Origin of the sequence: Streptococcus sp. 477, assembly GCF_013277295.1 — a bacterium.
In the GTDB taxonomy this organism is placed as follows: Bacteria; Bacillota; Bacilli; order Lactobacillales; family Streptococcaceae; genus Streptococcus; species Streptococcus pseudopneumoniae.
Map to the genome: position 1 here is coordinate 1 of NZ_VMMQ01000077.1, position 21108 is coordinate 21108.

Sequence of the window (21108 nt, forward strand, 5' to 3'; positions counted from 1 at the left end):
CGGACTCGATTCTCTCCTTAAAGAAACACGTGGTTGTCGTAACCATGCATATATGACAATTGAGGAAGAGAAAGCCTTTATTGCCCGTCATTTGAAGGCTGCAGAGGCAGGAGAATTTGTTACAATTGATGCCTTATTTCAGGCTTATACAAAGGAGTTAGGTCCTTCCTACACATGTGATGCCTTTTATCAACTCTTGAAGCGCCATGGTTGGCGAAATATTAGGCCACGTCCAGAACATCCCAAGAAAGCAGACGTTCAAACCATTGTCGCGTCTAAAAATAAAATCTCAATTCAAGAAGACAAGAAAGCGCTTTAAAACCAGTAGGCATTTTCGTAAGGTTCGCTTGATGTACCAAGATGAGGCTGGTTTCGGTAGAATCAGTAAACTGGGATTTTGTTGGGCTCCAATGGGAGTAGGTCCACATGTCCATAGTCACTATATACGAGAATTTCGCTATTGTTATGGAGCTGTTGATGCCCATATTGGAAGATATCATGAATCAACTTCAAGATGTTATACAAGGACTGGAGAAGGAGGTGATAAAGTCCATCGTTAATCGGAGATGGACTAGAATGCTTTTTGAAAGCATATGAGTATTATATGCAATTTCTTTATAATAAAAAGACCGGATTGCTCCGATCTTTTAAAGTTCCGCTCTATGAAAATCAAAGAATAAAGTCTACAAGTTTCATATTTGATTTTCGGCGAGAGGAATTATTTAATTGCGCGTGATTGCAACCCTTCTTCTTCCAAGAAGAGACGGAATGGTACGAGTTCTTCTGCTTCGTATTTTTCCTTGAAGGCTTTGATAGCTTCTTCTGAGTGAAGTTTTGGATCCAATTCAAGTACTTCTACTGGAAGTGGACGGTGTGGAGTGATGCGAGCATCAATCACAATAGTTTTACCTTCTTTGTTGAGTTTAACAGCTTCTGCAACAACTGCATCGATGTCTTCGATACGGTCAACTGTAAATCCTACAGCACCTTGCGCTTCAGCGATTTTCGCATAGTCAGCATTAGAGAAGTCACAACCAAACAAGTGTTTGTTTGTGTCTTCGTATTTGTCCTTGATGAAGGCATATTTACCATTTGAGAAGACAACGTTGATAACTGGAAGGTCGTATTGAACGTTTGTGATAACGTCTGGGTAGCACATGTTGAATGCACCGTCACCCATGATGTTCCATACTTGGCGATCTGGATTGTCTTTCTTAGCAGCGATACCACCAGGAAGGGCAATACCCATTGTCGCAAAGAGTGGAGATGTACGCCACATATTCTTAGGTGTCATGTGAAGGTGACGAGTAGATGTTTGAGTAGTGTCACCTACGTCGATTGAGTAGATAGCGTCTTGATCAGCATGTTTGTTGATTGCATTGTAAACTTGATACAATTGCAATTCACCCTCAGTTTTACCTTCGAGTTTGTTCATGTAATCACGCCAGTTTTGGTTGTTCTTCACGTTTGCACGCCACCATGGAGTAGATTCAACTGGATTCACTTTGTCAAGGATTGCTTTGGCTGCTTGACCTGCATCACCAAGGATTGAAGCGTCAAGGGCGTGACGTTTACCAAGTTTGTAAGGGTCAATATCAACTTGAATGAATTTTTCAGTGTTCTTGAATGCTTCGTAAACTTCAGCAAATGGGAAGTTTGAACCAAGGAAAAGAACTGTGTCTGCTTCAAAGACCACTTCGTTGGCTGGCTTCCAACCAACACGGTAAGCAGAACCTGTCAAACCTTCATAGTTCCATTCGAAAGCTTCAAAGTTTTTACCAGTTGTGATAATTGGTGCTTTGATTTTACGTGACAATTCAGTGATCACTTCACCAGCTTTAACACCACCGTAACCAGCATAGATAACTGGACGTTCAGCATTGTTCAAGATTTCAACAGCTTTGTCGATTTCAACTTCGTTCAAAGCAGGAGCGATAAATGAACGCTCGTATGAACCTGATCCATAGTATGAGTTTTCGTCGATTTCTTGGAAACCAAAGTTTACTGGGATTTCAACAACAGCTGGACCTTTTTTAGAGACTGCAGCACGGCAAGCTTCGTCGATTACTTTTGGTAATTGCTCAGCGTAAGCTACGCGTTTGTTGTATACAGCGATACCGTTGTACATTGGGTTTTGGTTCAATTCTTGGAAAGCATCCATGTTCAATTCATTAACTGGACGTGATCCAAGGATCGCTAGGAATGGAGTGTTATCCATAGCTGCATCGTAAACACCGTTAATCAAGTGAGTCGCACCTGGACCACCTGAACCAACTGCAACCCCGATTGAGCCACCGAATTTAGCTTGCATAACCGCTGCAAGAGAACCTGTCTCTTCATGGCGAACTTGCAAGAAGCGGATATCTTTGTCTTCAGCCAAAGCGTCCATCAATGAGCTGAGTGTTCCTGATGGGATACCGTAGATTGTATCTACGCCCCATGTTTTCAATACGTTAAGCATTGCTGCAGATGCAGTAATTTTTCCTTGAGTCATAGTGATAACTCTCCTTCAATTTTTTAGACTTGGAGAATACGATTACATAGAATTGGAAACGTTCTCCAAATTTTTACTATTCCACTATATCATATTTATGTTGACTTTTCTAAAAATCTGCTCAAAACTCTCTACTTTCTATTCTAATACAGTTTTGAAAGTGCTGCCATTCCTGTTTTATAACAAAGAAATCTAGTCATTACTTTTAGTCTATTTTACTAAAGTTTAGTAAGAGTGAACTAGTCAGAACAGATACAGAACTAAAGGCCATGGCTAGACCTGCCAATTCTGGAGTGAGCGCCAGTCCAACACCAGAAAAGACTCCTGCTGCAATCGGAATTCCGACGACATTGTAGATAAAGGCCCAGAAAAGATTGAGCAGAATTCGATTAAAGGTTTTCTTACTCATGTCAAAGGCACGCACCACGCCTAGGAGGTTATTGGTTGTCAACACTAAATCTGCCGACTCGATGGCGATATCTGTTCCAGCTCCCATAGCAATCCCCACATCTGCTACACTAAGGGCAGGAGCGTCATTGATACCATCCCCAACAAAGGCTACTTTGCCAGCCGCTTGTAGTTTATGGATTTCATGGGCTTTTTCTTCTGGCAAGACACCTGCAATGACCTCTTCGATTCCGATCTGATCGGCAATAGCACGCGCCACACCTGCATTGTCTCCTGTCAACATGACTGTTTTAAGGCCACGCTTTTTCAACTGACTGATGGCTAGCTTGGCATTTTCCTTGGGAATATCTTGTAGTGCAAGCAAGCCTTTGATTTCATTGTCAACAGCCAAGAACACAACTGTCTTAGCTTCTTTTTCTAGTTCTTCTAGTTTATCTTGATAAGTGCTAGAAATGTTCATGCCATCCAGCATTTTAGCATTTCCAAGCAAAACTTGTTTTCCATTGATTTGCCCTGAGACACCTTTTCCGTGCAAGGCTTGGAAATTTTCAACAGTGTGAAGCTCAAATCCAGCTTCAGTCGCTCGCTTGACTATAGCCTCAGCCAGTGGGTGTTGAGAAGCTTCTTCCAAGGAAGCTGCCAATCCAAGCACTTCTACTTCGTCGCCGATGATATCTGTGACCACAGGTTTCCCTTCCGTCAAAGTCCCGGTCTTATCAAAGACGATAGTTTGAACTTTCTGGATTTCCTGTAGAACCGTTCCATTTTTGAGGAGAACTCCCATCTTGGCACTGCGACCTGTCCCCACCATAAGGGCTGTCGGTGTTGCAAGTCCCAATGCACAAGGGCAGGCAATAATCAGAACTGCTACTCCATAGAGAAGCGAAGACACAAAGCTCGACCCAAGCACAACTACACTATCCCTGAGCAAGACGAACCAAACCCAAAAGGTCACAATCCCTAAAATGACAACTGCTGGGACAAAAATCCCTGAAATTTTATCCGTCAAGTCCTGAATCGGCGCACGACTTGTCTGAGCTTTCTTCACAAAATCCACAATCTGAGCCAAAACAGTCTCTGAACCGACTTTTTCTGCTCTAAAAACAAGTGTTCCACTATTATTGATGGTTGAGCCAATGACAGTATCTCCAACTGTCTTGTCCACAGGCAGACTCTCACCTGTCACCATAGACTCATCAATACTAGAGACACCTTCTACTACGACACCATCAACCGCAATCTTTTCACCGGGACGCACTCGAATCAGGTCACCTACCTTGACTTGCTCCAAAGGGACTTGAACATAGCTTTCCTCACGCAAGACTTCTGCTGTTTTAGCCTGCAAGTCCAGCAATTTCTCCACAGCTTGGGAAGTATTTTTCCGCATTTTCTCCTCAAAAACGGCTCCCATAAGAACGAAGAAGAAGATAAATGCAGCACTTTCAAAGTAAACGGGGAGGCCAGCGAAGAGGGCAACTAGGCTATAACCATAGGCCACTAGGGTTCCCAGAGCAACCAAGGTATCCATGTTGGCATTGTGCTTTTTAAAACTAGCCCAAGCACTTTGGATATAAGGCCCACCTGCTACTAGCATAATCGGTGTTGTGGCTAAAAAGGTTCCCCAACGCAGGACTTGGTGACTAATTCCTCCTGTCGACATCCCAATCATGAGAATCACAAGAGGCACAGTAAAGATACTGGTAATCCAAAAACGCTGTAAAAGTGATAGAGATTTTCGAGTCTTCTCAACCACTGTATAGCTTCCTTTTTGCATCTTCATACCACAAGAAAATTCATGTTGGCCTAATTCTTGAGGGGTAAAACGAATGACTTTCTCCTCATCTACGCCGATTGGTTCCAAGATGCCTTCTTCCTCAAAAAGAATTTCCTTATAACAGTTTGAAGGAGTCACACGATGAAAGGTAATCTCAGCTGGAATTCCCTTTTGAAGCTGAATATGGGCTGGATGATAGCCTTTGTCTGCCGTGATACGGATTTTTTGAACACCATTTTCAAGACTTGCTTTTACAATTTCAGTCATATCATTCTCCTATTCTACAATCATCTTACCGTGCATCATATTCATGCCACAAGAGAAACCATACTCTCCAGCCTGCTCAGGCGTGATTTCCACTATATACTCTTCCCCCATAGGTAGGTCCGCATGTACACCAAAATCTGGAAAAACAATTTGATCCAGACATGGTGAAGGATCCTTGCGGTCAAAGACAATGCGGGCTGGCACTGATTTCTTGAGAATAATCAACTCAGGCGTATAGCCTCCCATGACTTCCACTCGAATCTCTTGGTAGCCCTTTTTTTGCTGGGCCTTTTGTCCAGATTTTTCAGGCTTTTTGAAAAACCAAAACAAGATAAACGCGATAAGGGCAATACAAATAATGGTTACAATACTATTTAACATGACGTCTCCTTTACATACAATTACATTTTACTTCTGTCACAGCGTTTGATTTCTTCTCAGAAATCACAGCTTCCAAGTCTTCTAAGTCAGCCTGAGTAAAATCACATTCAGCAATCAAATCAGCCAACAAGTTCTTAATCCTACGAGAACAAACCTTGTCCTTGATATCTTGGACAAGTAAATCCCGACTTTGGTCCAAAGTTAAAAGGGCTGAATAGACAAATAACTTGCCTTCTTTTTTCCTTGTCAGACACTCTTTCTCAACCAAACGAGCCAAAAGAGTTTGAATGGTTGACTTGGACCAGTCGAACCGCTCCGCCAGAACCCTGATCAAATCCGTACTGGTCTGTTCCCCTTGCATCCAAATAATCTTCATGACCTGCCATTCTGCATCTGAAATCTGCATCAGTACACCTCCAAAATCTACATTTGTCAATTATGTTAAATAGTATACTCTTAAAATCTACATTTGTCAATTATAAAATCAATCTTTTCTTTAAAAAATAGAATTTTAATCATTTAAAAAACGATTTGCAGTCAAATATTACTATATAAACAATAAAAATATGCTATACTAAAGAAAAAAAGAAAACAACCACTAGGGGTGCGTAAAGCTGAGATTAACAACTGTTAGACCCTTTGACTCAATCTAGGTAATGCTAGCTGATGGAAGTGGAAATGATAATGGGGACTAGCAGTCTTCTATTACCTTCCTAAAACAGACTTGCTTGTTCTTGAGAATACAAACTTCAGTTGGTTGGGAGGTTTTAGATGACTTATTTACCCGTTGCTTTGACCATTGCAGGTACTGACCCCAGTGGTGGTGCTGGCATTATGGCTGATTTAAAGTCGTTCCAAGCTAGAGATGTCTATGGAATGGCTGTTGTAACCAGTCTTGTCGCTCAAAATACCAGAGGTGTTCAATTAATCGAGCACGTTTCTCCTCAAATGTTGAAAGCCCAATTGGACAGTGTCTTTTCTGATATTCCACCTCAGGCTGTAAAAACTGGGATGTTGGCAACTACCGAAATCATGGAAATCATCCAACCCTATCTTAAAAAGTTGGACTGTCCCTACGTCCTTGACCCTGTTATGGTCGCAACAAGCGGTGACACCCTGATTGGTACCAGTGCCAGAACTTACCTAAAAACAAACCTACTTCCCCTTGCAACCATTATCACGCCCAATCTTCCTGAGGCAGAAGAGATTGTTGGTTTTTCAATCCATGATCCTGAAGACATGCAGCGTGCCGGTCGCCTGATTTTAAAAGAATTTGGTCCTCAGTCTGTGGTAATCAAAGGTGGGCATCTCGAAGGCGGTGCCAAGGATTTCCTCTTTACCAAGGATGACCAATTTGTCTGGGAAAGCCCACGAATTCAAACCTGTCACACCCATGGTACTGGGTGTACCTTTGCTGCAGTGATTACGGCTGAACTAGCCAAGGGCAAGACTCTCTATCAGGCAGTCGATAAGGCCAAGGCCTTTATCACAAAAGCCATCCAAGACGCTCCTCAACTCGGTCATGGCTCTGGCCCAGTCAACCATACAAGTTTTAAAGATTAAGAAAAAAACTCTCTAGTTCCTACTTTAAGGGAATTAGAGAGTTTTTATACTCTTCGAAAATCTCTTCAAACTACGTCAGCTTCCATCTGCAACCTCAAAGCTGTGCTTTGAGTAACCTGCAGCTAGCTTCCTAATTTGCTCTTTGATTTTCATTGAGTATTAGTTAGGAAATAATGTCATCCAGCTTTGATAAAAAGGCTTGGGTTTTTGCCTCAATATCTTCTGCCTGCATCAAATCACGCACTACAGCTACTCCAGCTATGCCAGTGCCCATAAGCTGGTCAATGTTCTCTGAAGTCAAGCCGCCAATAGCAACTACTGGAATGTCAACCGTTTGGCAAATTGTTTTCAAGGTCGATATCAGAGTAATGGGCGCATTTTCCTTGGTGGTGGTTGGGAAAATGGCTCCTGTCCCCAAGTAATCTGCACCTGATGTTTCTGCTTCCAGAGCTCTTTTTATTGTTTTAGCGGTGACACCGAGGATTTTTTCAGGTCCCAAGACTTGTCGGGCAACCGAAACTGGTAATTCATCGTCTCCGATATGCAGACCTGCAGCATCGACTGCAAGACAAACATCCAAACGATCATCGATTATCAAGGGTACCTGATAAACATCTGTTATTTCCTTGACTTGTTTTGCTAGTTGATAATATTGATTGGTTGTGAGATTTTTTTCTCGTAATTGGACTATGGTAACCCCTGAACGGCAAGCCGTCTCAACCTTTTCAAGAAATCTTTCCACGGAATCTTGGTAGCGATTGGTTACCAGATATAGTCTAAGTGCTTCTCTATTCATAAACCTCTCCTTTGATGGCATCTAACCAGTTTTTATCTCTCCTTAGAAGCGAAAACTGATTGAGTACTTGGTAACGAAATTCTTCCAATCCCATTCCTTGAACAACTATTCTCTCAGCGGAGATATTAAGATAAGAGACTGCTAAACACGAAGCTTCAAATCCAGTCTTTCCTTGGCTGAGAAAAACGGCTGTCAAGGCTCCAACCAAGTCTCCTGTCCCTGTTATCCAGTCTAATTCTGCACAGCCATTTCCCAGTACAGCGACCTGATTCTTCGAAACGATGAGGTCCTTAGGACCAGTAACTAAGAATGACATACCAGGATAGGTCTGACACCAGTCTTTCAAGACTTGAAGCAAATCCTCCGTTTCTTGATCTTTAGCACTGGCATCGACCCCAACGCCGTGGTGTTTTAAGCCAACAAGACTTCGGATTTCTGACATATTTCCTTTAAGGACCGTAGGGCTATTGTCTAAAAGGTCTTTAACTAAGCTCTTACGAATGACTGAAGCTGTTACGCCAACCGCATCTACTACCATTGGGAGACAAACTTGAGCTGCATAAGAAGCTGCCATACGGATTGCTTTTTCCTTCTCAGCTGACAAATGCCCAAAATTGATGAAGAGTGCCTGGCTTTGCTTAGTAAAATCAAGAACCTCACGGGAATCATCTGCCATAACTGGTTTACATCCCAAAGCCAAAATCCCATTTGCTAGCATCTCACAAGAAATCTCATTGGTAATACAGTGAATTAGGGAAGTCATTTCCAGAGGAAAAGGATTTGTCAATGCCTGCATCAGTCTATCCTTTCACCAAAGAAATATCCTTGCACTTTTTTAAAGAATTCCTGCTTGATTAAAAATCGAAAGGCAATAAAGGAAATCGCTGTACCAATCAAGGTTGCTCCAAAAAATCGAGGAGTATAGATAAACCAACTAAGCTTAGCGGCCGATCCTGTAAAGAGTACCATAACAGGATAGGAAACAATAGAACCAATAATACCTGTTCCCAAAATCTCTCCTAGAGCGGAATAATGAAATTTTCGACCATACTTATAAAAGAGACCTGCAAGGAGGGCTCCAAAAGTCGCTCCTGTGAGAGCTAAAGGCGGAATCCCTTGAGTCGTCATACGGATAAAGGCTGTGACTGTAGCCATAGCCAAGGCATAAACAGGTCCCATCATGATTCCTGCTAGAATATTGACTACACTGGACATCGGTGCCATTCCCTCAATCCGAAAGATAGGCGTAAGGACTACATCAAGGGCAATCATCATGGATAAAATGGTTAATTTGTGAACTTGCAATTGGTGCTTTCTCATATTTCTATTCTTCTCCTTTTTCTAAAGAGTGTAAATCACTCTTCCATGTCTGGTGTTGGTAGGCCATTTGCCAAAACTTAGCTTCCATGTGAACACTGATGTGGAAGGCATCTAGCATTTTTTTCTTGTCTGTCTCATTACTTTCGCGATAGAGTTGATTGACTAGCTCTCCCTCCTCTCTGATCTGTTGCTCTAACTCATCCGTAATATAAGTTTCAATCCATTGTTGGTAGAGAGGATTTGGTGATGGTTTAAGATTAAGTGATTTGCCTATATCATGGTATAACCAAGGACAAGGCAGCAAACTTGCAAAGGCAATGCCCAAGTTTGGCTCTGCAAATTGCCGATAAATGTGAGAAATGTAATGATAGCAGGTTGGAGCGATTGGATGTTGCTCCATTTCCTGATCGCTGATTTCCAATTCCTTGAAAAATTGTTGGCGGATAAATAACTCACCCTCCACTAGACTCTGAGCATTTTGTTTCAAGAGTCTTTTCATCTCTTGGTTTGAAGTCTTATCAGCCAAAAGGTGATAGATTTCTGAGAAGGCCTTCAGATAGTAGGCATCCTGAATCAGGTAATAGCGGAAAACGGCAGGTTCTAAATCCCCCTCTTGTAATTGTAAAATAAAGGGATGATGAAAGGAAGCCTGCCAAGCTTCCTTGGATAATTCCATCGCAATATCTGTAAATTCCATAATAACTCCTTTATAAAAATAGACTGGTTTGAAGCAATAAAAAGAAAAGCAGGTAGATTAATTTTGTTTTTTTAGGAATATAAAAAGTCCGATAGCTATTCTTCAACTGTGCATGTTCGTCATATCCATGCGCCGACAGGGCTCTCAGGTAAAGATGGCGCCACCTAAAGACTGTCATCAGAACCTTGCTGTAAATCAAGGGCGACCAAAAATGCAGTTCTTGACCACGTAATAGGCAAGCTTCTTTTAGGGACTTGATTTCTTGCTGAATAAGGGGAAAGGAATTGAATACCACAATCAAGGCATAGGCCCATGACCGTGATAACCCCTTTTGAGCCAAGTACAAGAGAAGCTCTTTTAGTGAAATAGAGGAAATAAAGACAAGTCCGATACAAACTGTCACAAAGGCCCTCGTTCCAAGCATGACCGCCTGCGAAACATCTCCATGTAACTGAACTGCCCAGTAGTTGGCAAAGGATGGCAAAATGGCAAGCAGAATCATCCAAGCCAACATCTTAAATCGACGGTAATAGAGCATAAAGAAAATACAGAATGCGACTACCGAAAGATTCAGAGCAATCGAAGGAATGAAAGATGTTTCCAAGGATAAAATCAGCAAAAAGAGACTGATAATCGGTGTCTGGGTTGCTACTTTGACCATACTATCTCACCTCCACTTGGGTATTGCTACTCTGAGATGTAAGTGGTTTGGTAATTGTCACTGATTTCACATGACGAAGACCCTGACTAGTCATCTCAATCCAATAATCAACCACAGAGATCAAGGGATCCAAACGATGGCTAATGATCAGAAAACTTCTTCCTTGATTTCTCTCCTCCACAATCCACTTGTAAAAATAATGGCAAGCTCTATCATCCAAACCTGCAAAAGGTTCATCTAGCAAGATCACTGAAGCCTTACTGGTCAAGATGGTCAAGAGCTGAAGAATTTTTTGCTGACCACCACTTAATTGATAGGGACTCTTATCAAGAGCCTGCTCCAGATCAAAATATCGTAAAGCTTGGAAAATTCGTTGATTTCTTTCAGAATCAGGTCCATCTAATTGAAGTTCCTCTCGCAAACTGGCTCTGATAAACTGCTTCTCAGCTTCCTGAACAACACCCGTCAGGTCATGATACAAGCTCTTTTTCTTTTTCAGGACTGTCCCCCTCCAAGTAATTCGTCCTTTATACTTTTGAAATTGAAGAAGAGACCGAAAGAGGGTTGATTTCCCGACACCATTATCACCCAAGATACAGGAAATTCCTTGGTAAAATCTGAAATCAGCAATCGAAAAGAGGGGGCGATTACCAAGCTCACAAGTCGTTCGATCCATATGGAACAATTCCGGGCTAGAAGCAACCTCCTTTGAAGCAACCTGTGTCATCTCAGAGGTAGGGATTTGAAACACTTCCCTTAGTTGTCCGTCTCTTAGCTCCACCATATGGTCGATATAGGCTTCATAGTCCGTTAAATCATGGTCGCACAAAATAACTGTCTTCCCATTAGAGACCAACTCTTTTAGAATCTCCAATATCTCTATCCTACTCTTGCGATCAATGGAAGCAAAGGGCTCATCTAAGAGATAGACCCTAGGATTCATAGCAAAGAGAACAGCCAAGGCCGCCTTTTGCTTTTCTCCACCTGATAAGTGATGGATGGGACGGTGCAAGATGTCCTTGCAACGACATTGCTGGACAACCTCTGCTATTTTAGAATCAATTTCCTGAACGGGATGCCCAATATTTTCCAAGGTAAAAATCAACTCCTCAAACAAGCTCTCCATGGTAAATTGATGATTGGGATTTTGAAAGAGAATACCAACCGTTTGGACACGTTCGATGATAGAAAGCTGACTGACCTCGCTCCCATCTATCAGGACTTGACCGCTATAGGGAAGAGAACTGACTTGGGCAATCATTTGAAAGAGACTCGATTTTCCAGACCCACTACTCCCAACTAACAAGGTAAAGGATTGCTCATGAAAAGTAAAATCAATCGGTTCCGAAAAAATTGGGGACTGAATCTCCCGTAATTCCAGACCCATCTATGCTTTTCCTCCAGTTGCAAACTGATGATAGAGTTTGACAATGGCACGAACCAAAATGGTACAGAAGAAATAAACAGAAATAAAACGTACCACAAGCAAGGAAAGGACAAACGGAAGTGAAAAGGCATAGTAACCTAACTTAATGTATTCATAGATAAAGCTAACAAGCGTAATCCCAATACTATTAGCAGTTAGAGAGAGCCAACTTTCATAGCGATTTCTAGTTACGATAAAACCAAGTTCACTTCCCAAACCTTGAACCAAGCCGGACAAAAGGGCACCTAGACCGAATTGGCTACCATAAAGGACTTCAGCAAGCGCAGCTAGCACTTCTCCAATCGTCGCACTTCCGACTCTCGGAACAAAGATGGCAGCAATGGGCGCAGCCATACACCAGAGTCCAAAGAGGATTTCATTGGCAAAAGCCTGTAAACCAAGAGGTGTTAAGAGTAGGATGAGAATATTATACACATATCCTGAACCAACGAAAATCCCACCAAAAAAGATAGACAAGAAAGCAAGCAAGATAACATCTTTTAACTGCCATTTTTTCAACATAAAAAACTCCTTTTTTAAAGAAAATTGGGGCACTCAAGGTGAGCTACCAAAAGGATTGATATCACCTTCATCCAGTTTCGTAAAAGAAAAAACTCTAATTACAGATAGGAATTAGAGTTCAGCTTACAAGATTAGACCGTTCTTTTCGACATACGAAAAAAACATTTCACATTTCCCTTCGCCAGTATTAACTGTATCAGGTTCAATGGGTATCATCTCAGCCTAAAGCACCCCAAATGTCTTTATTATTTAATTATATAACTATTATAACAAATGATTTATTACAATTCAAGAAATTGAACTGGAAATACATCCTTGCACTCACAAAGACAGCAGATCTTTCTTGGGTTAGATCTATATCTATTGTTCACTCATTTCCCGAACAGTTTTTTCTATATTTTTTGCATACGATATTGCTGAAATGATTGAAACACCGTCAACATTGGTCTTCATAATGTCTTTAATATGTTGCGTCTGTATCCCACCAATTGCAACTAAGGGCATTTGTGGCAATAGTTTTCTCATCAATTTAAGACCTTCATAACCTATAGCGCCACCAGCATCATCTTTTGACTGGGTATCAAATACAGGACCAACACCAACATAATCTACATATTCAACTTTTGACTGTTGAAATTCTTTCTCGTTTTTTATAAAAAGACCAATTATTTTATCTGGCATCAATTTTCTAATTTCATCAACTCCAAGGTCATCTTGTCCTACATGTACGCCATCAGCGTCAATTTCCATCGCCAAATCAATATCATCATTAACAATAAACGGAACATTGTATTTTTTACAAAGATCCTGTAGTTTAATTGCTAATTCGACTTTTTCTTTACCTTCTAAGGCTCCCTCACCTTTTTCACGAAATTGAAATAAGGTTATACCACCTTTTAAGGCTTCCTCAACGACTCTATATAGATCTTTTCCTTGGCAAGTAGTCGTTCCACAAATAAAATATAGTTTTAGTAATTCTTTATGAAACATTTTACTTCACTCTTTTGAATTCCTTTACATCTTCATCTGTAATCTCATATAAGGCATTTATAAATTCAACTTTAAATGTCCCAGGAAGATGCCCATTGGGGCGTTTTTCTGCCATTTCTCCAGCGATATTGTAAACCAACATTGCTGTTTCTAATGATTTCAATTCTTGACCTTTTTCAAGTCCGATAAAGCTTGCTAATACAGCTCCTAATAAGCATCCTGTCCCAATAACTTTTGGCATCATGGCACTACCATTATGAATCGTTACCACTTCTCCATTTACAGCAATAGCATCCACTTCACCTGTTACTACTATTGGAATATTGAACTTCTCATTTGCTGCTAGAGCAATTTCATCAATATTATCTACGCCCGCACTATCTACTCCTTTAGATGCCACATTTATCCCTACTAAAGAGGCAATCTCGCCAGCATTTCCCCTAATCGCTGCTAATTTGTAATTGTTGATTAGATCATCTGCTACTTTTTTTCTATATTCTCCTGCTCCACAAGCTACTGGATCTAATACTGCAGGGACATTATATTTTTCAGCAATTTTTAGTGCCTCTTGATACAGCTTCCAATTTTCATCCGTTAAAGTCCCAATGTTAATCAATAATCCTCCAGCATATTTTAATAAATCTTCTAAGTCTGCTGGGTACTCGCTCATAGCTGGTGACGCACCCAGTGCTACTAATCCATTTGCTGTGAAATTTTTTACTACATCATTGGTGATGCAAATGACCAAAGGTGCTTTTTCTTTTAATAATTTTAAACTTGTCATATTGAATTCCTTCCTTTTCACTTTATACGATCTACTGATTTCGATTTATCTCTATCTTTAGTTGAGAATTTTTTTCAGTTACATTGAATGATTTACCTCGTCAAATTTGTCAGTATCCTGAACTTTCTCTAGGCATCATAACCAATGTCAAAAAAGGCTAATTCTAAAGCGACCGCTTGATTCCAGCGTTGCTGAAGTTCTGTCAAATCTTCTCGACCTTTTCCGACACGATTGAGTTCGTCAACCAGAAATTGAACCCACTCTGCAAAGAAAGAACCTCTGTGGAGATTGATCCATTCCGAATGAATATAGGCTTCAGGAAGAGCCAAATCTTTAGAACCCCAGTCTAAATAGAGACCCTCTGCAATGACCAGCATGACCAAAAGATGGGCATAGTCTGATGAAGCCACTGCCGAATACATTAGATCCTGAAAGGCTTTTGTTACAGGGTGCAAGGTCACTTCCAGATAGTCTTTCTCAGATACTTTTAAGTCTTTGAAAGCCTTTTGGAAATAACCATCTTCATCTGCTTCAAGAAAGCCTAATTGCTTGGCAAAACGAAGCTTGGATTCAAGCTGGTCTGCGTAGGCTACGCAGGCACCCAGCATGGATAAGAAGGCATCAAAGAAGTGATAATCTTGAATTAGGTAGTCTTTTAAGACCTTATTCTCAATTGTCCCTTCAAAAAGTTCCTTGACAAAACGATGATTGATTGCAGCCTGCCAATCCTTCTGACTATTTTTTAATAATTCTCCAACAGTCAAACCTGGCTGAAATGCATAAACCTGTGTTTCCATATTTACTTCTCCTCTCTTTACTTGTTAGTAATTAATAAAACACCAAGAAATACCAAGTAAAATCGTAATTCCACTTGATTCTTTTAAAGAACATCGAGGGCATTTGCAGAGAGCTACCTAAACAAGCCTATCCAGTTTTATATAAACAAAAAAACTCCAATTACAATCAAGAATTAGAGTTGACTTACAAGATTAGACCGTTCATTTCACCATACGAAAAAAACTGTTCACATTTCCCTTCGCCAGTCTTAACTGTATCAGGTTCAATGGGTATCATCTCAGCCTAAAGCACCCCAAATGTCTCTATTATTTAATTATATAACTATTATAACAAATGATTTATTACAATTCAAGAAATTGAACTGGAAATACATCCTTGCACTCACAAAGATAGCAGATCTTTCTTTTGCAAAAAACAAATGTCTTGTTTGATAGATTAGCTATTTAAACTGAATCTGGACATATCTTTTTAGAAAAGGAAAACTTCCACTTACTTAGAATCCAAGGATAGATACCTATTGTTCACTCATTTCCCGAACAGTTTTTTCTATATTTTTTGCATACGATATTGCTGAAATGATTGAAACACCGTCAACATTGGTCTTCATAATGTCTTTAATATGTTGCGTCTGTATCCCACCAATTGCAACTAAGGGCATTTGTGGCAATAGTTTTCTCATCAATTTAAGACCTTCATAACCTATAGCGCCACCAGCATCATCTTTTGACTGGGTATCAAATACAGGACCAACACCAACATAATCTACATATTCAACTTTGGATTGTTTAAGTTCTTCTTCATTCCCTATAGAAAGACCTATTATTTTATCTGGCATTAATTTTCTTATTTCATCAACACCTAGGTCATCTTGCCCTACATGCACTCCGTCAGCATCTATTTCTAATGCTAACTCTATATCATCATTAACAATAAACGGAACATTGTATTTTTTACAAAGATTTTGTAGTTTTATTGCTAATTCTACTTTTTCTCTACCTTCTAAGGCGCCTTCACCTTTTTCACGAAATTGAAATAAAGTTATTCCACCTACTAAAGCATCTTCAACTACTGTATATAAGTCCCTACCTAAGCAAGTTGTAGTTCCACATATAAAATACAATTTTAATAGTTCTTTATTAAACATCTTATTTCACCTTTTTAAATGCTTTTATATCTTGATCTGTAATTTCATATAATGCATTAATAAATTCAACTTTAAATGTTCCTGGTAAATGTCCATTAGGACGTTTTTCTGCCATTTCCCCGGCAATATTATATGCTAACATAGCTGTCTCTAGTGATTTTAATTCTTCACCTTTCTCTAGTCCAATAAAGCTTGCTAATACAGCTCCTAATAAGCAACCTGTTCCAATAACTTTGGGCATCATTGCACTTCCGTTATGTATAGTTATTACTTCTCCATTAACTGCAATAGCATCAACTTCCCCAGTTACTACTATTGGAATATTAAACTTAGCATTTGCTGCTAAGGCAATTTCATCAATATTATCTACTCCTGCACTGTCTACTCCCTTAGAGGCTACATTTATGCCGACTAAAGATGCAATCTCGCCAGCATTTCCTCTAATAGCTGCCAGTTTGTAATTATTTATTAAATCATCTGATACTTTTTTTCTATATGCTCCCGCTCCACAGGCTACAGGATCTAATACTGCAGGTACATTATATTTTTCAGCTATTTTAAGCGCCTCTTGGTATAATTTCCAAGTTTCATCTGTTAATGTACCGATATTAATCAATAACCCTCCAGCATATTTTAATAAATCTTCTAAGTCTTCTGGATATTCACTCATCGCTGGTGATGCTCCTAATGCTACTAATCCATTTGCCGTGAAATTTTTAACTACATCATTCGTGATACAAATCACTAGTGGTGCTTTCTCTTTTAATAATTTTAAACTTGTCATATTTATAAATCTCCTTTAAACGCAATATGATTTACAGGTCCATTTCCATGACCTAGCTCTGGTGTGTATTTTATCGCTGCTGTTATGAATTTTTTTCCAATATCTACAGCTTCAATTATACTTTTACCTTTTGCTAATTCTGCAGCAATAACAGCTGAGAATGTACAGCCTGTTCCATGTGTATGATTAGTCTTAAATCTTTCACTAGTCCATACTTTTTTAGTACCATCATTTAAAAATAAGTAATCTTTTGCTTCTCCAGTTAGATGTCCCCCTTTTATAACTACTGATTTACATCCAACTTCATCGATAATGAACTTTCCTGCACGATTAACATCGTCCTCTGTTAATATTTTAAAATTAACAATTTCTTCTGCTTCTGGTACATTTGGCGTAATAATAGTTGCTAGTGGTAATATCTCTTCTTTTAGATGTTTTCTTGCAACATCATCTATCAATTTATCTCCACTTGTCGCGACCATAACTGGATCAACAACATAAGGAACATCTTTAGGCAAATATCTCTTAATTAATTTCATCATATCAGCATTTGCTATCATTCCAGTTTTTATACTATCAGGTGTTATATCATCAAACACACTTTTTAATTGTGCTTCTAATATATCTAAATCCAAGTTTCTTATCATTTGAACACCTAACGTATTTTGTGCAACGACACTAGTAACTACAGCCATTCCATACACTTCACGCGCCTGAAAACTTTTCAGGTCAGCCATAATTCCTGCTCCACCAGTTGGATCAGTTCCAGCAATAGTTAATGCAATATTAAGTTTAGTCATACCCTATACCTCTAAATCCCAACGTTCTTGTGTATAAGCCATATTAAAGAAACGACGTTCATGTTCACAACTTTCTAAGAAGTTTTTAATAAGTCTTTGTTTACCTTCTTCATTCATAAATTCAGCTTCACGATTAATAATTTTATAGTACTCAGTAAGTACTTCATCTACTAAGCCATCAGCATAAAATTCAACCCAGAATTTTAGTGGGTGATCTTCTGCTAAATTATGATTATCAAGAATTTTTCCAGCTACCATTTTATAAATCCATGGACATGGTGCCATTGCACTTAACGCTTCTGCCATACCAAAAGCAAATACATTATAATACATATGTTTTATATAATGGTCTGCAGATGGGTACCACTCTCCGCCTTTGATTATGTCCTGATAATCTCTTCCTATATAGTCTGCTAAATTTTTATGTGCAGCAATTTCTTCATTTAATACAAAATTAATTTGACCTAAGAAAAAGTTTTTTTCAACTTTATCATTACTTTTTGCTAAAAGAATAGCATAAATATCGCTAAAATTCTCTAAATAAAGCGCATCTGCTCGTAGATAATGCTCGACTGCTTTTTCCGATAAATCAGCATGAATTAATCCTTGAATAAAGCCATCATTATATATTTTATCGACAATTGGTAATGCCTTTTCTTCCATAATTTCAGTAATAAGTTTCATAGGTATATCCCCCTAAATATATTTAATTTTAGTATAAAATAATATCACTTATGATAAATAAAAAAGTCCCCTTACTAACGTAAGAGAACTCTGAAACATATATTACTCATAGTATATTTTCCAATAATGTTGGATTAATTCTATTTTGAAAATATTCACGTTTCCTACGCTAGCATTATCTAGTTCAGGTCAAAGGGTCTAACTTAGTTATCTCAGCCTAAAGCACCCCAAATGTCTTTATTATTTAATTACTAGACCATTATAACAGAAATTGAAAGCCCTAGCAAGATATTTGACCGAAAAATATCTTTATATAGTTTTTGATAGCGATTTATTCTTCCAATACACGAAGAAAAAACTCCACATTCAGTGGAGGCAATCTCTTTTATCAATACAATTTTAAGTCACGAGGGTCAACTGGGAAGGTTGGGTTGTATGGGTTGTGACGAAGTTTGAAGTGTTTGACATCTTCAATGGTCTGAGTTCCAGACAATTGCATAACTGTCTTCAATTCCGCATTCAAGTGTTCAAAGACTTGACGCACACCGACACTACCACCGAGAGCCAAGCCATAAATAACAGGGCGACCAATAGCTACCAAGTCTGCTCCTGAAGCCAAGGCTTTAAAGACGTGTTGACCACGACGAACACCAGAGTCAAAGACAATCGGCACACGTCTATCAACTGCTTCTGCCACTTCTTGAAGCGAGTCAAAGGCAGCTGGTCCACCGTCGATTTGACGACCACCGTGGTTGGTTACCCAGATACCAGAAGCTCCTGCAGCAAGCGAACGTTCAACGTCCTCACGGCATTGTGGTCCCTTGACATACACAGGAAGACCAGAGTATTCAGCGATAAATTCTACATCGCGTGGAGACAAGCGTTGTTTAGCTGATTTGTAAACAAAGTCCATTGATTTACCAGCACCTTCTGGCAGGTATTCTTCAACAATCGGCATGCCAACTGGGAAGACAAAACCATTACGCTTATCCACCTCACGATTGCCCCCTACAGTAGCATCTGCCGTCAAGACAATCGCCTTATAACCTTCAGCCTTCACACGGTCCATGATGTGGCGGTTGATACCGTCATCCTTACTAAAGTAAAATTGGAACCAATGAGGTGTCCCTTGAAGGGCTTCAGAAATCTCTGGAAGGTCAACAGTAGAGTAAGAACTGGTTGTATAAAGAGAACCGAACTCATGCACACCACGCGCAGTCGCCACTTCACCCTGTTCATTCGCTAATTTATGAGCCGCAACAGGCGCCATAATGATTGGTGAGGATAGTTTTTCACCCGCAAATTCAATCTCTGTACTTGGATTTTCAACATCGCAAAGCGTATGTGGAACGATGAGTTTGTGGTTAAAGGCACGGATATTCTCTCTTAAAGTGAAAGTATCTTCTGCCCCACTAGCAATATAGCCAAATGCTGCTTTAGGGATCACTTGTTGCGCCATTGGCTCCAAATCATAGGTATTAATGAAATCTACATGCCCTTCTGCATTGCTTGTTTTGTATGACATAAACTGCCCTCCTTGATTAAGTAAGCGTTTGCTTTTTACTATACATCTATAATAACTCTTTTTTCAATCATTTTCAAGAGTTTTGCTTAAAAACAATCTTATTTTTCATACAATATATTAGCCCTACTTTCCTTAAACTCTAAACTTTAGTCTATATTAGGTGATACTCAATGAAAATCAAAGAGCAAACTAGGAAGCTAGCCGCAAGCTGTACTTGAGTACGGTAAGGCGACGCTGACGCGGTTTGAATTTGATTTTCGAAGAGTATGAATCGTTGAGATTTTTTGCTGCCAGGCATTTGAACTACTTTTTTATTTGCTGATTCTATCTACTAATGCTATAAAAAAACAAGTGAATAAGACACCAGAACATCCTCTAATAGGGCCTATGGACTTATATCAGTCATTTAGTTTTAAAAAAGTGTTCCAAACATTCAAAAATAGTTGGGACTTCCCTTAATAAATCCGTCACTTTCTTTTTCAAGATAGCCCAAGCTTGCTCAATAGGATTCAAATCCGGTGAATATGGCGGTAGAGGTAAGAAAAAGTGTTTATCTTGGATGCAGAGTTCATCCAAAATGTTCTTGGGATCAAAACTAGCATTGTCCATGATAATAACATGAGGTGTCTTCAAAGCAGGCAGGAGTTGCGTTTTGAACCACTCCACAAAGAAATCGCTTGTCCTGCTGTTCTTGTAAATCATGGGAGCTATAAACTCTCCGTCTACTTGTCCTGCAACAATTGAAGTTCGCTCAAAACGACGTCCGCTAATCTTTTCATAGACTTTCTCCCCTCTAGGAGCCCCTGCATAAGGACGATAGAGGTAGCGGTCGATTCCTGTTTCATCAATATATACGATTGGTAAATCGTTTAGGTTATCCAAAATATCAAGAAACTCAGCGACTTTCTCTGGGTCTTGTTCCTTAAAGCTCGTCATCTTTTTTTGAAGTGACCTTCATCTGCTTTAAAGCTGCCCATACTGAAGGGACAGCACAATCAAAATGTGCCGCAATTTCCCGTAAAAAAGCATCTGGATAAGCCTCTACAAAGGATTTCAATTCCTCTAAAGGAATCTTTCGGTTTTTGACGACTCGCTTTTTCCTCTCTAAGTGTCCTTGTTCACGTAAGTTCTTTTCCCACGTGAAGAGAGTTCTGACGCCAACATCAAAAACCTTGGCTGCCTCGACATGGCTGTGCCCCTCTTTGATGTAATCTAATGCTCGCTGTTTAAAATCTGTACTATATGCCATAGCTTTATTATAACATGCTTGTTTGAAACTAAGCAACTATA

The 21108-nt window shown here is 39.6% G+C and carries 20 protein-coding genes, 2 pseudogenes and 4 riboswitches; of the genes and pseudogenes, 2 read left to right on the forward strand and 20 right to left on the reverse strand.

Annotated features, from left to right (window positions below; genetic code table 11):
• Window positions 1-597: pseudogene (locus HT691_RS08880) on the forward strand (winged helix-turn-helix domain-containing protein); the annotation flags it as partial.
• Window positions 598-718: 121 nt separating this feature from the next.
• Here the strand turns inward: HT691_RS08880 and spxB are convergent.
• The 4 genes from spxB to HT691_RS08900 all read right to left on the reverse strand — a co-directional run bounded on the left by spxB (window position 719) and on the right by HT691_RS08900 (window position 5730).
• Entirely contained in the window at window positions 719-2494 is a 1776-nt protein-coding gene (gene spxB / locus HT691_RS08885) for a pyruvate oxidase (protein ID WP_023941447.1), read from the reverse strand.
• Window positions 2495-2699: 205 nt separating this feature from the next.
• The gene (locus tag HT691_RS08890; protein ID WP_119919772.1) at window positions 2700-4943 is read right to left on the reverse strand and encodes a heavy metal translocating P-type ATPase; all 2244 of its coding nucleotides are present in this window, start codon (window positions 4941-4943) and stop codon (window positions 2700-2702) included.
• Between the two features lie 9 nt (window positions 4944-4952).
• Window positions 4953-5324: a cupredoxin domain-containing protein gene (locus HT691_RS08895; RefSeq protein ID WP_000935054.1), complete on the reverse strand. Its 372-nt coding sequence runs from the start codon at window positions 5322-5324 to the stop codon at window positions 4953-4955.
• A 10-nt stretch (window positions 5325-5334) separates the two neighbouring features.
• Window positions 5335-5730, reverse strand: coding sequence for a CopY/TcrY family copper transport repressor (locus HT691_RS08900; protein ID WP_172925333.1), 396 nt, complete (start codon window positions 5728-5730; stop codon window positions 5335-5337).
• 184 nt (window positions 5731-5914) lie between these two features.
• Window positions 5915-6012: riboswitch (TPP riboswitch) on the forward strand.
• An 83-nt stretch (window positions 6013-6095) separates the two neighbouring features.
• Between HT691_RS08900 and thiD (HT691_RS08905) the strand changes: the two genes are divergently transcribed.
• Complete coding sequence (gene thiD / locus HT691_RS08905) at window positions 6096-6887, forward strand: bifunctional hydroxymethylpyrimidine kinase/phosphomethylpyrimidine kinase (protein WP_023933977.1); 792 nt, start codon at window positions 6096-6098, stop codon at window positions 6885-6887.
• A gap of 163 nt (window positions 6888-7050) precedes the next feature.
• Here thiD (HT691_RS08905) and thiE (HT691_RS08910) read toward each other — a convergent pair whose 3' ends face one another.
• From thiE (HT691_RS08910) to HT691_RS11395, 16 genes and pseudogenes are all read right to left on the reverse strand, one after another.
• Entirely contained in the window at window positions 7051-7683 is a 633-nt protein-coding gene (gene thiE / locus HT691_RS08910) for a thiamine phosphate synthase (protein WP_172923372.1), read from the reverse strand.
• On the reverse strand, window positions 7676-8479 hold the full coding sequence (locus tag HT691_RS08915) for a hydroxyethylthiazole kinase (RefSeq protein ID WP_023933979.1): 804 nt from the start codon (window positions 8477-8479) through the stop codon (window positions 7676-7678). The genes thiE (HT691_RS08910) and HT691_RS08915 overlap by 8 nt, the downstream gene beginning before the upstream one ends.
• Window positions 8479-9003, reverse strand: a complete 525-nt coding sequence (gene thiW, locus HT691_RS08920; RefSeq protein ID WP_023933981.1) for an energy coupling factor transporter S component ThiW — start codon at window positions 9001-9003, stop codon at window positions 8479-8481. The genes HT691_RS08915 and thiW overlap by 1 nt, the downstream gene beginning before the upstream one ends.
• 4 nt (window positions 9004-9007) lie before the next feature.
• Window positions 9008-9700 carry a thiaminase II gene (gene tenA / locus HT691_RS08925; protein ID WP_023933983.1) on the reverse strand — a complete coding sequence of 231 codons (693 nt, stop codon included), beginning with the start codon at window positions 9698-9700 and terminating at the stop codon, window positions 9008-9010.
• A gap of 10 nt (window positions 9701-9710) precedes the next feature.
• Window positions 9711-10361 carry an energy-coupling factor transporter transmembrane component T gene (locus HT691_RS08930; protein WP_172923371.1) on the reverse strand — a complete coding sequence of 217 codons (651 nt, stop codon included), beginning with the start codon at window positions 10359-10361 and terminating at the stop codon, window positions 9711-9713.
• A gap of 1 nt (window position 10362) precedes the next feature.
• Window positions 10363-11748 carry an ABC transporter ATP-binding protein gene (locus tag HT691_RS08935; RefSeq protein WP_172925334.1) on the reverse strand — a complete coding sequence of 462 codons (1386 nt, stop codon included), beginning with the start codon at window positions 11746-11748 and terminating at the stop codon, window positions 10363-10365.
• Entirely contained in the window at window positions 11749-12309 is a 561-nt protein-coding gene (locus tag HT691_RS08940) for an ECF transporter S component (RefSeq protein ID WP_172923369.1), read from the reverse strand.
• Between the two features lie 156 nt (window positions 12310-12465).
• A riboswitch (TPP riboswitch) is annotated at window positions 12466-12554 on the reverse strand.
• Between the two features lie 115 nt (window positions 12555-12669).
• Window positions 12670-13299 carry a thiamine phosphate synthase gene (thiE, locus tag HT691_RS08945; RefSeq protein WP_172925335.1) on the reverse strand — a complete coding sequence of 210 codons (630 nt, stop codon included), beginning with the start codon at window positions 13297-13299 and terminating at the stop codon, window positions 12670-12672.
• Window position 13300: 1 nt separating this feature from the next.
• Entirely contained in the window at window positions 13301-14083 is a 783-nt protein-coding gene (thiM, locus tag HT691_RS08950; RefSeq protein WP_172925336.1) for a hydroxyethylthiazole kinase, read from the reverse strand.
• 128 nt (window positions 14084-14211) lie between these two features.
• Complete coding sequence (locus HT691_RS08955) at window positions 14212-14880, reverse strand: TenA family protein (protein ID WP_172925337.1); 669 nt, start codon at window positions 14878-14880, stop codon at window positions 14212-14214.
• A 217-nt stretch (window positions 14881-15097) separates the two neighbouring features.
• Window positions 15098-15186, reverse strand: a riboswitch (TPP riboswitch).
• A gap of 209 nt (window positions 15187-15395) precedes the next feature.
• Complete coding sequence (gene thiE, locus HT691_RS08960; RefSeq protein WP_172925338.1) at window positions 15396-16025, reverse strand: thiamine phosphate synthase; 630 nt, start codon at window positions 16023-16025, stop codon at window positions 15396-15398.
• Between the two features lies 1 nt (window position 16026).
• Window positions 16027-16809: a hydroxyethylthiazole kinase gene (thiM, locus tag HT691_RS08965; protein ID WP_004392829.1), complete on the reverse strand. Its 783-nt coding sequence runs from the start codon at window positions 16807-16809 to the stop codon at window positions 16027-16029.
• Between the two features lie 2 nt (window positions 16810-16811).
• Window positions 16812-17609: a bifunctional hydroxymethylpyrimidine kinase/phosphomethylpyrimidine kinase gene (thiD, locus tag HT691_RS08970; protein WP_172925339.1), complete on the reverse strand. Its 798-nt coding sequence runs from the start codon at window positions 17607-17609 to the stop codon at window positions 16812-16814.
• Between the two features lie 3 nt (window positions 17610-17612).
• On the reverse strand, window positions 17613-18293 hold the full coding sequence (gene tenA / locus HT691_RS08975; protein WP_172925340.1) for a thiaminase II: 681 nt from the start codon (window positions 18291-18293) through the stop codon (window positions 17613-17615).
• Between the two features lie 143 nt (window positions 18294-18436).
• Window positions 18437-18533: riboswitch (TPP riboswitch) on the reverse strand.
• Between the two features lie 148 nt (window positions 18534-18681).
• Complete coding sequence (gene lctO, locus HT691_RS08980) at window positions 18682-19818, reverse strand: L-lactate oxidase (RefSeq protein ID WP_000120711.1); 1137 nt, start codon at window positions 19816-19818, stop codon at window positions 18682-18684.
• A gap of 402 nt (window positions 19819-20220) precedes the next feature.
• Window positions 20221-21067, reverse strand: a pseudogene (locus HT691_RS11395) (IS630 family transposase).
• Window positions 21068-21108: the final 41 nt, after the last annotated feature.

Coding starts and splice junctions, on each gene's coding strand:
- thiE (WP_172925335.1), bottom strand. CDS start 13,299: ATGTTTCATAAAGAATTACTAAAACTATATTTTATTTGTGGAACGACT.
- tenA (WP_023933983.1), bottom strand. CDS start 9,700: ATGGAATTTACAGATATTGCGATGGAATTATCCAAGGAAGCTTGGCAG.
- tenA (WP_172925340.1), bottom strand. CDS start 18,293: ATGAAACTTATTACTGAAATTATGGAAGAAAAGGCATTACCAATTGTC.
- HT691_RS08930 (WP_172923371.1), bottom strand. CDS start 10,361: ATGGTCAAAGTAGCAACCCAGACACCGATTATCAGTCTCTTTTTGCTG.
- HT691_RS08890 (WP_119919772.1), bottom strand. CDS start 4,943: ATGACTGAAATTGTAAAAGCAAGTCTTGAAAATGGTGTTCAAAAAATC.
- thiE (WP_172925338.1), bottom strand. CDS start 16,025: ATGTTTAATAAAGAACTATTAAAATTGTATTTTATATGTGGAACTACA.
- thiD (WP_023933977.1), top strand. CDS start 6,096: ATGACTTATTTACCCGTTGCTTTGACCATTGCAGGTACTGACCCCAGT.
- thiD (WP_172925339.1), bottom strand. CDS start 17,609: ATGACTAAACTTAATATTGCATTAACTATTGCTGGAACTGATCCAACT.
- HT691_RS08895 (WP_000935054.1), bottom strand. CDS start 5,324: ATGTTAAATAGTATTGTAACCATTATTTGTATTGCCCTTATCGCGTTT.
- lctO (WP_000120711.1), bottom strand. CDS start 19,818: ATGTCATACAAAACAAGCAATGCAGAAGGGCATGTAGATTTCATTAAT.
- HT691_RS08935 (WP_172925334.1), bottom strand. CDS start 11,748: ATGGGTCTGGAATTACGGGAGATTCAGTCCCCAATTTTTTCGGAACCG.
- HT691_RS08940 (WP_172923369.1), bottom strand. CDS start 12,309: ATGTTGAAAAAATGGCAGTTAAAAGATGTTATCTTGCTTGCTTTCTTG.
- thiM (WP_172925336.1), bottom strand. CDS start 14,083: ATGACAAGTTTAAAATTATTAAAAGAAAAAGCACCTTTGGTCATTTGC.
- thiE (WP_172923372.1), bottom strand. CDS start 7,683: ATGAATAGAGAAGCACTTAGACTATATCTGGTAACCAATCGCTACCAA.
- spxB (WP_023941447.1), bottom strand. CDS start 2,494: ATGACTCAAGGAAAAATTACTGCATCTGCAGCAATGCTTAACGTATTG.
- HT691_RS08915 (WP_023933979.1), bottom strand. CDS start 8,479: ATGCAGGCATTGACAAATCCTTTTCCTCTGGAAATGACTTCCCTAATT.
- HT691_RS08900 (WP_172925333.1), bottom strand. CDS start 5,730: ATGCAGATTTCAGATGCAGAATGGCAGGTCATGAAGATTATTTGGATG.
- HT691_RS08955 (WP_172925337.1), bottom strand. CDS start 14,880: ATGGAAACACAGGTTTATGCATTTCAGCCAGGTTTGACTGTTGGAGAA.
- thiM (WP_004392829.1), bottom strand. CDS start 16,809: ATGACAAGTTTAAAATTATTAAAAGAGAAAGCACCACTAGTGATTTGT.
- thiW (WP_023933981.1), bottom strand. CDS start 9,003: ATGAGAAAGCACCAATTGCAAGTTCACAAATTAACCATTTTATCCATG.